Origin of the sequence: Clostridium sp. 1001270J_160509_D11, assembly GCF_015667935.1 — a bacterium.
Lineage (GTDB): Bacteria > Bacillota > Clostridia > Peptostreptococcales > Peptostreptococcaceae > Intestinibacter.
The window spans coordinates 13,446-27,484 of record NZ_JADPET010000020.1 but is presented as its reverse complement, the minus strand read 5'-3'; the positions used below and the strand labels follow the sequence as shown (position 1 = coordinate 27,484).

Genomic DNA, 14,039 nt, shown 5'->3' with positions numbered 1-14,039 from the left:
TTTGTAAAATTTTGGTACATATATCTTCTTGGATAGATTATAATTAAGTATAAGTATAGGTATAGGTATAGGGATTAATAGGAATTTTGATAATCATTTTAGGTTTCGCCCTAAAATTAGATACTATAGCAGTTGTTGTTTCAGCTGGTGTAGTTACAGGATTAGTAGCTCACATGAATATAGTTGAAATTCTTTCAACCTTAGGGGAAGCGTTTGTCACTAATAGAACAACATGTTTATTCATGCTTACACTACCTGTTATAGGACTTTGTGAAAGATATGGATTAAAAGCAAAAGCAGTTATGCTTATAGAAAAAGCAAAAGGATTATCTACTGGTACACTTTTAAGTGGATATTCTTTCATAAGAGAAGCTACAATAGCAGCAGGTGTTGCACTTGGTGGTCACCCTCAATTTGTTAGACCTCTTATAAGCCCAATGGCTGAGAGTGCTGCTACTGTAAAATACGGTAAATTAGAAGAAAAGGATTTAGATAAAATAAAAGCTCATTCTGCACTTGCAGATAATATAGGTAACTTCTTCGGTCAAAACTTATTTATGGCAAACTCAGGTATCCTTTTAATAGTTGGTACTTTAGATTCTTTAGGAATGACTGTTGATCCAATGGCGCTTACTAAAGCTGCAATACCAGTTGCTATAATAGCATTTGTATTATGCGTTGGAAAAAATATATTACTAGATAGACAATTGAGTAGAAAATACAACTCTAAAAATAATGATTTAGGGGGTAATAAATAATGGATATGGCAACACTTTCAAATAATCTATTAGACGTATTTTATATGTTTATAGGATTATGTATGGCAATAACAATGGTGTTTACTTTAAAAGATAAAAATCATAAAACTAGAATAGGTACAGCCCTATTTTGGGGAATATTAGCATTTATATTTATATTCGCAAGAATACTTCCTTCTGTATTAGTAGGATGTCTTGTAATCGTTATAGCAATTTTATCAGCAACTAAACAAATTAATGTTGGTACTTTAAAACAATTAGATACAACTTTCACAGAAATGAAAGCTCAAAAATTAGGTTTAAAAATATTTGTTCCAGCTTTATCAATAGCTGTAATAGCAATGCTTGTTGCTTCATTTACAGAGTTTCCTGGAACTGTAGCTATAGGTATAGCATCTACACTTTCTTTATTATTAGCATTTGCAATAACTAAAGCTAAACCATCTGAAGCTGTTGAAGATACTAACAGAATGTTCCAAGCAATAGGAGTATTCTCTATATTACCACAATTATTAGCTTCTTTAGGTGTATTATTCACTGCTGCTGGTGTTGGTGATAAAATAGCTAGCATAATATCATCTGTTATACCTCAAGGAAATATACTTGCAGGTGTTATAGCTTACTGTGTTGGTATGGCAATATTCACAGCTATAATGGGTAATGCATTTGCTGCATTCTCAGTAATAACTGCTGGTATAGGTCTTCCATTCGTATTTGCTCAAGGTGGAGACCCAGTTATATGTTCAATATTAGCATTAACTGCTGGATTCTGTGGTACATTAGTTACTCCAATGGCTGCAAACTTCAACGTTTTACCTGCTGCATTACTTGAAATGAAAGATAAAAACGGAGTTATAAAAGCTCAAGCACCTTTAGCTGCATTATTATTAGTAACTCACATAATATTAATGTATACTTTAGGGTTCTAATATAAAAAAACTATTATAATTAATTAAATAAATATACAACAGATTTTGATATATTATTCCGGAGTCTGTTGTATTAACTAAAGGAGAAATAAAAATGAAAGTTTTAATAACAGGATTTGATCCATTTGGTGGAGAATCAGTAAATCCAGCATTAGAAGCTGTTAAACAACTTCCTGACACAATAGCTGGTGCTGAAGTAATAAAATTAGAAATACCTACTGTTTTCAGAAAATCATTAGAGAAAATAGAAGAAAATATAGTTAAACACAACCCTGATATAGTAATATCTGTTGGACAAGCTGGTGGAAGATTTGATGTAACTCCAGAGAGAGTTGCTATAAACATAGATGATGCTAGAATAGAAGATAACGAAAAAAATCAACCAATAGACATCACTATATTTGAAGATGGGCAACCTGCTTACTTCTCAAACTTACCAATAAAAGCTATGGTTAAAGAAATGAGAGAAAATGGTATACCTGCTTCTGTATCTAACACTGCTGGTACATTCGTTTGTAACCACGTTATGTACGGAATATTATACATGATAGATAAAAAATATCCTAACATAAAAGGTGGATTTATCCATGTTCCTTATATACCATCTCAAGTTGTTTGTAAACCAAACACACCATCAATGGCTGCTGCTGATATAACTAAAGGTTTAGAGTTATGTATAAAAGCTGCTGTTGAAAACAAAGAAGATATAAAAGCTGTTGGTGGAGAAATCTGCTAATTGTAATTTAATAAATATGCAATAAATATTTACCCGGAATTTATATTTATTGAAAATAGAAGTATCGATGAAAAAGTCTTGTAGATTTAAATTCATCGATACTTTTTTAATGATTTTAATTAGGTTTTATTTATAAGTATAAATTTTAAATTTTCTATCCACCAATCCATATTTAACATCTGTTCTTTATTATTAAAATCTGTATTTATTATCAACGCTGCTAAAAACATTCTACATGCACATAGTAATCCAACTTGTAATAATGTATTCCATGTATTTTGTGTAAATTTGTATCCTTTATATTCTTCTAGTCTTTTTCGATAAAAATCTATTAGTATAGTTTTGTCTATATCTGCTTCTACAGAAGTTATAATGTACCATAATAAATCTAGTGTACATGGGCCACATCCGCTATTAGCAAAATCAATCATCTTTATATTGTTTTTATCTATATACAGTGTATTATCTGGTCTATAATCTCCATGTAAAAAAGTTTTTGGGAAATATGGATATAATTCTTCTATATTATTTAAATTATTATATTTTTCATATAAATTTTCTCCCAAGATGAGCTTTAGCTCTTTCCATCCTTCGTATACTTCTTTTCTCATATCTTCTGTATATTTAAATTTATCTACGGATAAAAAATTATAATAGCTTTCTGTATTTAATAAGTTCTCGTATTTATTAACATCATATTCTGTAAACTTTGAATGAAATTTCGCTAGTGTGTCTATATAATCCAAATACTCATTCATATGATTTTTGGAGCCTATATACTCCGAAACATCTTTCATTAAAATTGCGTATGTATCACTTCCTAAGTAATATCCTATATAAATTCCATCTATATATTCTTCAAGCTTTGGATATACGTTATCTTTAAATATTACTAACTCCCTACCCTTGTCATTACTGGCTTTTGCTAGCCAATCTTCTTGTAGATTATTAACTTTTAAGTAAAGGTATTTTTTATTTTTATTAGAGTAAAGTTCTATTTTATACATTTTAGATCCAGATAAACCTGATGTATTTATAGGATAAATATCTATATTTGTTAAGTTATCTATTTCTTTTTCTAAGTTTTCTTTGCTTAAAAGATCTCTTATAGATGATGCTTTATAAATATCCAAGTCATTCCCCTCCTTAAAATATTTATCCCAATTTTATATAGTATCACTCTTTTTTAATAGTATTACATTACTATTTTTTCTAATAAGCTTTTATGAGGAGAAGCGATAATTGATGTAGATGTTATTTCTCCCAATTTTGCAAGTTCATTTTCACATGATTTTATAGCTGATTTAACAGAAGATATTTCACCTGTCATTATCAAAAATCCCTTGCCGCCTAGCCCTTTTGCAATTCTAACTTCTATTAATTGGACATTCGATGCTTTTACTGCTATATCTGCAGCTTTTATTATTGTTAAAGCAGATATAGTTTCTATAGCTCCTATAGATTTTAAGTCCTTTATATCTGTAGCTCCAGCAATCGCTACAAGAACTTGTGGTGATACATTATTTATTATATGGCTCTCTACTAAAAATACATCTGCTATTGATTTTCCTCTTTCAACAGAATTTTTAACTGCACCGACATCTCCACTCACTACAATCATGTATTTACCTGGGCAAACGGGATTTGCTAAAACTAATTCTACATTAGCTGCTTTGACCATTTCATCAGCAGTTTGTATACCAATGGGAGTACTTTTTAGTTCTACTAAACCAATTGCTTTTTTCAAGTTTATCCCCTCTTTCTCATAATTTATCTAATAGATATTCTATTTATATTATTTGTCTGAAACAATGACTACTTTATTATCTTTGATTTCTTTTATAACACCACTAATACTTGCATGAATATTGCTTCCCAAACTATTTTTATCTATTATCCCAACTAAGTCACCTTTTTGAACTTTATCCCCTACTTTAACTGCCACTGCACAAGGTTTGCCTATATGTTGATTCATCAAAATAGTAACACTATCTTCGTCTATTATTTTATCTTCAAGAGGCGACTTTCTATCAAATTCTGTAAGTCCCAGTTGTCTTATTAATTTATTTACTGGATATCTTTTAAATTCTCTAAAAGGGTGTGCCTTCTCTGGTTTATTGTTGCAAGTATTTTTTATATTATTTTGTCTCATAGTCTGTTTTAAAAAGTTGTTTAGTTTCCATGGTTGTAAATTCATAATACATGCATATTCACATAATCTACATCCGCAACATAAATAAGCATTTACCGTACTGATATTGTTGTCACATAGACTTCCATACGATGCTATTCTCATCATCTTATGTGGTTGTATAGCATGTCCTATAAGCCCCCTTGGACATACTTCACTACAATGGCTACAGTGCATGCATGATGTTTTTGCATCTTTTAGCATTTTTCCTATATCTTTTTGTAAGTCTTTTACTAATGAGTGGTCTTTAGGTAGTACTATAAGACCTTTTGTTGTTTTTGTAATTGTAGAATCTATATCTACAACTTTCCCCATCATTGGTCCACCATTAATAACTACAAAGTCAGTTAAACTTGTACCTCCAGCTAACTCTATAGCTTTTTTAACACTCATTCCTATTGGCAATTTTAAAGTTTTAGTATTATTTACAGCACCAGTAACTGTAACATATTTATCAGTTACTGGTTTTTCATAATAATAAGCATTGTAAATATTAAGCATAGTTTCTACATTTGATACTATAGCACCTACATTTAGAGGTATTCCTCCCTCTGGAACAATCCTCCCTGTAACTTCATATACTAAAACTTGTTCATCACCAGCAGGATAGAAGTTTTCAAGCTCGAATAATTGTAATTTATCATAATTCCCTATAATACTTTGTACACTCGAAATAGCTTCTTTATATTTTGATTTTAGTGCTACTACACCATGTTTAGCTCCAACATGTTCAACAACTAAACTTAATGCATCTAAAATCTCTTTTGTATGTAAAGCCATTAATTGTTGATCTACTCTCAACAAAGGCTCACATTCTGCCCCATTTATTATTACATATTCAGCCTTAGCATTTAACTTTGCATGGGTTGGAAATCCTGCTCCCCCTGCTCCTACTATCCCCGCTTTTTTAATAAGGCTTAATAAATCTTTTTCCATTTATTTCACCTCTTTATTTATTTAATGTGGAATCCTCCAACAAGTGTGCATCTTCTTTTTCTTGTAAAAGATTTAGCTGAAGTTAATCCTTCTCCAGTTGGACCTGCTATTGTAAATGTTGTGTATCCTTCTCCACCAACACCTATACCAGCATATGATGGTCCATTTTTAACAAATATTGTAGTTTGAATAAGTTTTGCCATTCTAGTTAATTTGTCCACGTTTTTAGAATGCATCATTGCAGTATGTCTGTTTCCATGTTCAACGTCTACTGCCATATCTATTGCTGTATCTACGTCTTTTGCTCTTACAAGTGGAAGTATTGGCATCATTAATTCTGTTTGGACAAATGGATGTTCTAATTCAGTTTCCATTAATATAACTCTTATACTGTCATCTACTTCTATTCCAATTTTGCTTAATATGTATTTAGCGCTCTTTCCTACAAATTCAGTTTTTATTTTCATATTGTCGTTTAATACTAGTTTAACTAATTTATCTATTGTTGATTTATCTTTAACTTCATATGCTCCATGTTGTTTCATATTGAAGATTAAATAATCGGCGATTTGATCTACTGCTATTATTTCTTTTTCTGCTATGCATGGTAGATTATTATCAAAACTACAACCATCTACTATATCTTTAGCCGCTTTTTCTATATCAGCAGTTTCATCAACTACAACTGGTGGATTTCCTGCTCCTGCACCTATTGCTTTTTTACCGCTTGATAATACTGATTTGACAACTCCTGGGCCACCTGTTGCAACTAATAATCTAACTTTGTCGTGTTTCATCATTATGTTTGCATTTTCTATAGATGGTTCTTTAACAGAAACAACTAAGTTATCTGGTGCACCAGCTTCTTTTAAAGCTCTATTTATTAATCTTATAGTTAATTCAGAAACTTCTTTTGCTCTTGGATGTGGGCTGAATACTACTGAATTTCCAGCAGCTATCATACCGATACTATTGCATATTATAGTTTCAGTTGGATTTGTTGTTGGAGTTATTGCACCAATTACCCCAAAAGGAGCATATTCCACTAACGTAAGTCCATCATCTCCCGCCATAGCCTCAGTTGTTAAATCTTCTATACCAGGTGTTTTGTCTATAGCTAATTGATTTTTAATTAATTTATATTCATATCCACCCATGCCTGTCTCTTCAACAGCCATTTTTGATATTTTTTCTAAATTTTCTTTTTTAGATAATTGATTTCTTATAGCTTTTACAAATCTATCTTTATCTGACATTGAGCAATCTAATAGTTTTCTTTGTGCTGTAAATGCAGCATCTATAGCTTCTTCCATTGTTAGAAATATACCCTCTCCACAATTATCTGAGCATTGTGGTTTATTTTCTGCTGCTTCTACACTTTGCATTACTTGTTTTACGATTTTTTCTATATCCAATGTATTTATTTCCATATTTTATCCCCCTAACCTGACTTTATTATAGATAAAACTCTATTTGTATTTATTTATGTATTAATTTAAATTAACTACAGATTCAATCGCATATTTAGCTACATATGTATCTTCTTCAACAGTGCCTCCACTTACACCTAAAGCTCCGACGACTTTGCCTTTGTATGTAAATGGTATCCCCCCACCAAAAGTAATTATTCGATTATTGTTGCTCTCTTGTATTCCATAAAGTGGGTCACCTGGTTTACATAAATTTTGAACATCTTCTGTCGCCATCTTTAAGCTGAGGGCTGTATATGCCTTATTTAAAGATATATCTATACTCGCTAAAAGTGAGTCTTCCATTCTCTCCATAAGTATGATGTGACCACCGCTATCGACTACAGAAATAACTACGGGTACGTTTATTTCTTTTGCCTTTTGTTCTGCAAAAGCTACCATTTTCTTTGCAGTTTGTAGATTTAAATCTACTGTTTTATTTTGATCTATGCTAATAGATTTTCCTGTCGTAACAGGTTTATCTATCTTTTTTTCTAATTTATCTGTATCTAAAGCCAAACTTTGTTCATCATCTTTGATACATTCGTTTATATTATTATTTAAATCTAAGTTTTCTTCACTTAAATTACCCTGAATATCTTTTAATTTTTCTCTAACTCTCTTTAATACTTTTACTTTTAATTCTTCAACTTCACAATAAAATTCTTCAACTCTTGCCAATGCATATATTGCATCAGACATTCTATTTACATATTTCATTACTTCATTTCTAACTGGCTCTATTCCACTAAGCGCTACTATATTTCGCTCTCCTCTTCTAACTATTGTTCTTGCAACATGAAGAGTCGCCGAAACTTGGTTTTTCCCTGGTACAACAAAGTGAGTTTGTATACCTACAATTTCTGTACATTCATCAACTATATTTTCTAAATAAGATATATCATCCTCAGAGATTTTGCCAGTTAACATCTCTCTTCCTTTTTTATCACTGGCAAGTTCTGCTCCAAGACTGAATATCCTCTTTTGTATTTTATTTATATATGTCCTTACTTTTTCGTTTTTTGATTGTGAATAAGCTAAACCCAACATTGAATTAGCTTCATCCATAATTCCATAACACTCAACTTTTACGCTATTTTTAGAGATTCTCTCTCCTCCATAAAGGCTTGTTTGTCCTTTATCTCCCGTTTTTGTATATAAATTAGCCAAACTTATCACATCCTAACCCTATACATCATCTACTTCAACACTGTCAACTATACCTACAACAGCTGAATCAATAGGAGAATTAGGTTTATTAAGTACATATCTAGCTGAACTACCTTTTGATACTAATACTACCTCTCCTACACCTGCACCAACTGAATCTACTACTATTTCACTAGTTTCTGTCGGCTGCAATGTTTCATTTAATTTTGATACTACTAGAAGTTTAAATCCTACTAAACTCTCATCTTTTGTTGTTGAAACTACTGTTCCTATTACCCTACCTAAATACATATTCTCTACCTCTTATTTCTTAATAATCTATTCTTGTTTTATTTTTAAATTTAACTTTTTAGCTTCTTCTTTTGCTAAATCTGTAATTAGAGAACCTTTATCTACAAATATATAGTTATAACCTCTATTTTCATAAACATCAGCTCTGCTTATTACTTTTTTGTCTAATTTAATATATAGTGAATTTTTATCTTGAGGCTGTTTTAAATCTATTGTTTTTTTATTATCTTTACTTTGATTATTTATAACAAGATTATTTGTATTTAGGTTCTTTTTACTGTATTTTTCAACTTTATAAAATAGATTTTCGGAAGTTGTTAATTCTATTTCATAACTTTTTATTGTTTCTAAATTATTTTTCAATTTATTTTTATAAGCTAAGCTTACATTATCGCCATAAATAGATTTTCTTTCTTCATTTTCAATACAACACGCATTTAGCGATGCAATTATCTTCTTTCCACTCATCATAGCTTTTGAAACTATATTCGTGATTAAAGTATCACTAATGCAGTTTGCTATTTTTGATGCTGTATTTATTGTTAAACTAGGAATGATAATTAAATTATTTTGATCTAATAATTCTTTTATATCGGGCTTATCATCTTCTTTTATTACACTTTCTATATTTAAACTTTTCTTTATTAAATCTTCTGTTAATACGTCCTCAGCTGCTTTAGAAATTACAACTTTAAATTGCCATCCATTTTGTTGCAATTTATTTAAAGATTCTATAGATTGTCTAAATCCTATGCTAGCTCCTGTAAATAATACTAAAGCAGTTTTTTGTCTTTGTTCTAATTTTTCTATTACTTTATTTACGATATATTCAATTAATGCATTTTGAATTAAATTTTGTAATTCACTATTCAAATGCTCACCCCCTAAACGTTACAATTCATCGCTATACCTAGAGGTGTTACTAAAAGTGGTTCTATCGGTTTTACTACATCTACATTTATTTCTTTTTTAAATACTGTTGCAAATTCGTCAAAACAACAAGCCCCACCGACTACATAAATATTATCTACATCATATCCTTGTATATATTTTTTTACGATAGATGCCATCTTTTGTACTACTGGTTTTACTATTGTAAAAACATCATTTTCGTTTTTCTTGTCTTTTTTATATTCTTCAGCTTCTTCAAAAGATTTTTTTAAAAATCCTGCCAATACAAGTGTCATATGAGTTCCACCTGTAGCCTCATCTGCTGTAAATATTACTTCTCCATCTTTCAAAATACTTATACCTGTTGTTCCACCACCTACATCAACTACTGCCCCATCTGTAATTCCAAGGACTTCAGCTGCTGCAGTCGGCTCATCTACAATATTTACAACTTCTAAATCTGCTGATTCAACTACATTTGCTATTACCTTTGTATTTCCTTCTGTTATTCCTGGTGGAATAGCTGTTGCCGCATAAGTAAGCTTTGTCCCTAACATATCTTCAACTTGCTCTTTTAACATTCTTACTACTCTTGTGGCACCGATATAATCTACTACTATGCCGTCTTTTACAACAGTAGATGGATAAGTCGCCCCTGCTATAGGTCTATTTTCTTCATCTAAAACAGATAAAACTATATTTGCAGTTCCTAAATCAACCCCTACTTTTAATCTGCCTTTATAATCGTTGCTTTTTTTATCTCTTACTAAAGTAGAGAAATCTTCTAATATTTTATTACAGTTATCTAATTTCAAAATATCACCTATTTCCTGATAATTTTAACTAAGTCTCCATTTTTTAAACAACAAGCATTTGCCTCATCTGTATCTATATGCATTTCTAAAACATATTTGTCAGAAACTCTAATTAAAACATTTCCTAAGATACCTTTTCTTTTACCTTTAATTTCTACATCTACTATATCTTTATCATTTAGTTCTAATTTTTTTGCTGTTTCTTTATCCATATGGATATGTCTTAAAGCGGCTATAGTTCCCTTAGATGTTTCAACACTTCCCTTTGGTCCAATTATTTTTATTCCTGGAGTATTTTCTAATTTGCCTGATTCTCTTATTGGAGCCTTTATCCCAAGTTTAAATCCATCTGTTAATGAAACCTCAATTTGTGTTTCATCTCTTAAAGGCCCTAAGATTCTTACTTTTTCAATCGAACCTTTTGGGCCTTGGATAGTTACTACCTCTTTGGCTGCAAATTGACCAGGTTGTTTTAGATCTTTTATTTTTGTAAGTTCATATCCTTGACCAAATAAAAAATCTAAATCCTCCCTAGATAAGTGTATATGTCTATTTGAAACACCTATAGGGATTAAAATGTCATTATCTTGTTGCATTTTTTCTATAACTATTTTTGTAACTATACTTACTAATTCTTCTTGAGATATATTCATTTTAATCACCTATATATTTAGATTTAATTATTCAGCTCTTTTTGGTAATATTCTTTCAACATCTGTATGTGGTCTTGGGATTACATGTTTAGATACTATTTCTCCAACTTTTTCTGCAGCTACTGCCCCTGCATCTACTGATGCTTTAACAGCACCGACATCTCCTCTTACCATTACAGTTACTAATCCTGAACCTATTTTTTCATATCCTATTAATTCTACGTTAGCTGATTTTGTCATTGCATCTGCTGCTTCTATAGCCCCAACTAACCCTTTAGTTTCTATCATTCCTAATGCTTCACCCATGGCTTTTGCCTCCTATTTATCTTTATTATCCTTATTTTTATCTTTATTTTCTTTGTAGTGAATACAGTAAATTCTTAAATCTCCTTTTTGTCTTGGACATTTAGGGTCTTTACATATGTTACAAGTATATCCTTTAGAAGTTTCTTCACTTAAATCTTGGTTATTATAATCTGAATCTTCATCAGATTCCTGACTAGACTCATCTTGTACAGTCACTTCGTTATTTTTGTCTTCTATTATTTGTCCTTCATCTAAATCTTGATTATTTAAATTTTTATCATTTTCATCTTTTTGTTCTGACTCATCAGCTTTATCTCGATTTAAATTATCTTCTTTATCTGAAGGAGGGTTATTTTGTTTTACTTGTGGAATTTCTTCTTTTTCATCTTCATATCCCACAGTGCTTTCATTTCTTATAAGCATATCAATACTATCGCTTGGTCTTGGTATAACCATCTTCGTATGAACCTTGCCTAATTTACCTAAGGCTGCTGTAGCTGCACTTATTGCAGCTTTTACTGCACCTACATTACCCTCTATTTTTATTACAGTCATTCCGCTTCCTTTTGCAAACTCATATCCAACCAAATTAATATTAGCAGCCTTTAGACAAATATCAGCAGCCTCAATTCCAGCAGCAAGACCCATAGTTTCAATCATTCCAATTGCTAATTTGGACATATCAATACCTCCTTTGATATTACCCTAAATTTTCAATTTCTTTAAAAGGCATTCTTGTCACTAATCTTGCTGCATTTGCCCCTAAAGATCTTTTTTGTTTATCTTCACTTATAAATTTTATTTTGAATATTGGGCTTTCTTCTTTTAATTTATTATAATGAAGTACTATATAATTATTATCGATACCAATTCCTACACCAAGAGTCGACTCTAAACTTGCCTCATGTGCAATTTCAACAGCACTTCCAAATTGTTTGTCTTCTACTTGATATGGAATTCCTTCCTCTTCAATTCCCAATAGTATCTCTTTTATATATTCAATATTTTTGATGTTTTCGTTATAATAAACTTTTATTTGAGGTTTTTTACTTGCAAATCTCCCGATATTATCCAATAGCTTCACCTTCTTCAATAGAAGATAAAATAAGACCTGTAGCAACTGCATTTCTAGGGCCTTCACACCCTCTTATATTTGCTCTTCCGGCAACTATCTTGTACTGTGCAAGAGCATCTGTTACTAGTTGTGGAATTTCAAAATCAAGTGCTGAACCACCTACAAGTACTACAAATTCCATATCTCTTATATTTCCTGTTGGACTTACATCTGCCAAAGCTCTAAGGGCATTAGTTACAAATACTTTTTCTTTAGCATTTTTTCTTATTAATTTAACTTTTTCTAATGAGTAATCTCCCTCCAAAGGAATCATATTTCCTTCTTTTAAAATTACTATTTTTGCAAATACTTTTGAATCTAGTGGATTATTAAAAAATTCAACCGTTCCATCTTCATGTCTCAAGTTAAATAAACTTTCTACTTTTGCAAGAGGATATTTTTTGATATCTTCTGCCAACTCAAAGTCATCTATGCCTAGTTCTGATTTTATAAGCATAGTTACCATATTACCTGCACCTGCTAGGTGTATTGATTTTATGTGACCTTCGCGAGTTATTATAGATGCATCAGTAGAGCCTGCCCCCATATCTAAAATAGCGAGTGGCTTGCTACTACCTGGAGTTGTAAGCGCCCCTCTTATCGCCATATCTGCTTCTACTCCGCCTACTTCTACAGGTATTTTTAACTTTTGGCTTAGTTCATCTGCAATCATCTGCATTTGCAGTTTGTCGGCTTTGACCATTGCTGCAATTCCAACAGCATTTTCTAGCGCAAACTCTTTTGCAAGACCACCTTTTATATGTTGTGGTACAAATGTATCGACAGCTAATAAATCTTGAATTTTTATTAGATTTGGATGTTGGTTTGTAAGATTAGACATTACTTGTCTTACTCTCTCTAACATTCCCCCCGCATTAGTTCCACTTTCACCTTTTATATCATTTATTGGGCTGACGTTATTTATGCATTTCATTATCTCTTGAGCACCTGAATCTACATTTACCCTTGATTTTTTTGTTTGTCCTATTACTTCTAACTCACCTGCTGGGATACGTCTTTCTTTCACATCACCTTTAGGGGTTTTTATAACTACTGCTGATCTATTACCTATAAGAGCTCTAGCAATTGGAACAATATGTTTTGTCTCATCTGAAGTCAAATTAAATAATGTAGCTATACCATATGGATTTGACAATACTTCTATAACCTTACCTATTGGTGCTACTTCTATAGCTGCCAACATTCCTATAGGAACCTTATCTATTAAAGTTACTTCATCGACAATAGGTATTTTATGGTCTAACCTGTTATTTATTAAAACTCCATCATCATTTTTTACTATCGCCCCATTTATATTGAATATATTATTGTAATGATTTATTAATTTTGCAGCAAATTCAAAATTAACATGCTCGGGAACTACGACTATAACTTCTTTTTCTTTTACTTTTTCTAAATCTGTTATTAAAGCTGTAACACCTACTCCAACTCCCTGTCCTCCAGGAGTATTTGGGTTGTGTCCTATCATAGTAGACTCTGTTATTATTGTTTCTGTTATAGTCTCCATCGCAACATCACCGATTACTGGTGCTGCTTCGTTAACCCTAATTCTATCTAAATCACTTAAAGCTAAATTTGCTTTATCTAGAGCTTTTCTAAGGGAATTAAACACACCGTTGATATTTTGCTTAGTTCCCTTAATTCCTGTTGTTGGAACTATGCTACTAGATAAAAATTCAATTTTGTTATTTTGTATTTTAGCTAGAGCTACTTCAGTAGTAGCATTACCTATATCTATACCTGCCACTATTTCCATAGC

At 31.2% G+C, this 14,039-nt stretch carries 16 protein-coding genes; 3 read left to right on the top strand and 13 right to left on the bottom strand.

Going from position 1 to position 14,039, the window contains the following annotated elements; genetic code table 11:
* Positions 1–86: 86 nt before the first annotated feature.
* The 3 genes from I4U58_RS03670 to pcp all read left to right on the top strand — a co-directional run bounded on the left by I4U58_RS03670 (position 87) and on the right by pcp (position 2,423).
* On the top strand, positions 87–758 hold the full coding sequence (locus tag I4U58_RS03670) for a DUF969 domain-containing protein (RefSeq protein WP_207743811.1): 672 nt from the start codon (positions 87–89) through the stop codon (positions 756–758).
* A complete protein-coding gene (locus tag I4U58_RS03665) occupies positions 758–1,687 on the top strand; it encodes a DUF979 domain-containing protein (RefSeq protein WP_195929688.1) in 930 nt (309 codons plus the stop codon). Before I4U58_RS03670 ends, I4U58_RS03665 begins: the two co-directional genes overlap by 1 nt.
* Positions 1,688–1,781: 94 nt before the next feature.
* On the top strand, positions 1,782–2,423 hold the full coding sequence (pcp, locus tag I4U58_RS03660) for a pyroglutamyl-peptidase I (protein ID WP_007285672.1): 642 nt from the start codon (positions 1,782–1,784) through the stop codon (positions 2,421–2,423).
* A 119-nt stretch (positions 2,424–2,542) separates the two neighbouring features.
* Here pcp and I4U58_RS03655 read toward each other — a convergent pair whose 3' ends face one another.
* The 13 genes from I4U58_RS03655 to I4U58_RS03595 form a co-directional block, all read right to left on the bottom strand.
* Complete coding sequence (locus I4U58_RS03655) at positions 2,543–3,556, bottom strand: phosphotransferase (protein ID WP_195929687.1); 1,014 nt, start codon at positions 3,554–3,556, stop codon at positions 2,543–2,545.
* 62 nt (positions 3,557–3,618) lie between these two features.
* Entirely contained in the window at positions 3,619–4,170 is a 552-nt protein-coding gene (locus I4U58_RS03650; protein ID WP_195929686.1) for a BMC domain-containing protein, read from the bottom strand.
* A 48-nt stretch (positions 4,171–4,218) separates the two neighbouring features.
* Complete coding sequence (locus tag I4U58_RS03645; RefSeq protein WP_195929685.1) at positions 4,219–5,550, bottom strand: SLBB domain-containing protein; 1,332 nt, start codon at positions 5,548–5,550, stop codon at positions 4,219–4,221.
* Between the two features lie 17 nt (positions 5,551–5,567).
* On the bottom strand, positions 5,568–6,980 hold the full coding sequence (locus I4U58_RS03640) for an aldehyde dehydrogenase family protein (RefSeq protein WP_195929684.1): 1,413 nt from the start codon (positions 6,978–6,980) through the stop codon (positions 5,568–5,570).
* A gap of 60 nt (positions 6,981–7,040) precedes the next feature.
* The gene (locus tag I4U58_RS03635) at positions 7,041–8,189 is read right to left on the bottom strand and encodes a cob(I)yrinic acid a,c-diamide adenosyltransferase (RefSeq protein ID WP_195929683.1); all 1,149 of its coding nucleotides are present in this window, start codon (positions 8,187–8,189) and stop codon (positions 7,041–7,043) included.
* Between the two features lie 18 nt (positions 8,190–8,207).
* Positions 8,208–8,480: a EutN/CcmL family microcompartment protein gene (locus I4U58_RS03630; protein ID WP_195929682.1), complete on the bottom strand. Its 273-nt coding sequence runs from the start codon at positions 8,478–8,480 to the stop codon at positions 8,208–8,210.
* 27 nt (positions 8,481–8,507) lie between these two features.
* Positions 8,508–9,353: a flavoprotein gene (locus tag I4U58_RS03625; protein ID WP_195929681.1), complete on the bottom strand. Its 846-nt coding sequence runs from the start codon at positions 9,351–9,353 to the stop codon at positions 8,508–8,510.
* Positions 9,354–9,364: 11 nt separating this feature from the next.
* Positions 9,365–10,186, bottom strand: a complete 822-nt coding sequence (gene eutJ, locus I4U58_RS03620; RefSeq protein WP_195929680.1) for an ethanolamine utilization protein EutJ — start codon at positions 10,184–10,186, stop codon at positions 9,365–9,367.
* Positions 10,187–10,194: 8 nt separating this feature from the next.
* Positions 10,195–10,839 carry a phosphate propanoyltransferase gene (locus I4U58_RS03615; protein WP_207743810.1) on the bottom strand — a complete coding sequence of 215 codons (645 nt, stop codon included), beginning with the start codon at positions 10,837–10,839 and terminating at the stop codon, positions 10,195–10,197.
* A gap of 27 nt (positions 10,840–10,866) precedes the next feature.
* On the bottom strand, positions 10,867–11,145 hold the full coding sequence (gene pduA / locus I4U58_RS03610; RefSeq protein ID WP_195929679.1) for a propanediol utilization microcompartment protein PduA: 279 nt from the start codon (positions 11,143–11,145) through the stop codon (positions 10,867–10,869).
* A 12-nt stretch (positions 11,146–11,157) separates the two neighbouring features.
* The gene (locus I4U58_RS03605; RefSeq protein WP_195929678.1) at positions 11,158–11,826 is read right to left on the bottom strand and encodes a BMC domain-containing protein; all 669 of its coding nucleotides are present in this window, start codon (positions 11,824–11,826) and stop codon (positions 11,158–11,160) included.
* Between the two features lie 19 nt (positions 11,827–11,845).
* Positions 11,846–12,220, bottom strand: coding sequence for a glycerol dehydratase reactivase beta/small subunit family protein (locus I4U58_RS03600; RefSeq protein ID WP_243269549.1), 375 nt, complete (start codon positions 12,218–12,220; stop codon positions 11,846–11,848).
* On the bottom strand, positions 12,213–14,036 hold the full coding sequence (locus I4U58_RS03595) for a diol dehydratase reactivase subunit alpha (RefSeq protein ID WP_195929676.1): 1,824 nt from the start codon (positions 14,034–14,036) through the stop codon (positions 12,213–12,215). The genes I4U58_RS03600 and I4U58_RS03595 overlap by 8 nt, the downstream gene beginning before the upstream one ends.
* Positions 14,037–14,039: the final 3 nt, after the last annotated feature.

Excerpts from the sequence above, each read along its gene's own strand:
- I4U58_RS03665 (WP_195929688.1), top strand. The coding sequence starts at position 758 with ATGGATATGGCAACACTTTCAAATAATCTATTAGACGTATTTTATATG.
- pcp (WP_007285672.1), top strand. The coding sequence starts at position 1,782 with ATGAAAGTTTTAATAACAGGATTTGATCCATTTGGTGGAGAATCAGTA.
- I4U58_RS03645 (WP_195929685.1), bottom strand. The coding sequence starts at position 5,550 with ATGGAAAAAGATTTATTAAGCCTTATTAAAAAAGCGGGGATAGTAGGA.
- I4U58_RS03640 (WP_195929684.1), bottom strand. The coding sequence starts at position 6,980 with ATGGAAATAAATACATTGGATATAGAAAAAATCGTAAAACAAGTAATG.
- I4U58_RS03630 (WP_195929682.1), bottom strand. The coding sequence starts at position 8,480 with ATGTATTTAGGTAGGGTAATAGGAACAGTAGTTTCAACAACAAAAGAT.
- I4U58_RS03615 (WP_207743810.1), bottom strand. The coding sequence starts at position 10,839 with ATGAATATATCTCAAGAAGAATTAGTAAGTATAGTTACAAAAATAGTT.
- pduA (WP_195929679.1), bottom strand. The coding sequence starts at position 11,145 with ATGGGTGAAGCATTAGGAATGATAGAAACTAAAGGGTTAGTTGGGGCT.
- I4U58_RS03605 (WP_195929678.1), bottom strand. The coding sequence starts at position 11,826 with ATGTCCAAATTAGCAATTGGAATGATTGAAACTATGGGTCTTGCTGCT.
- I4U58_RS03595 (WP_195929676.1), bottom strand. The coding sequence starts at position 14,036 with ATGGAAATAGTGGCAGGTATAGATATAGGTAATGCTACTACTGAAGTA.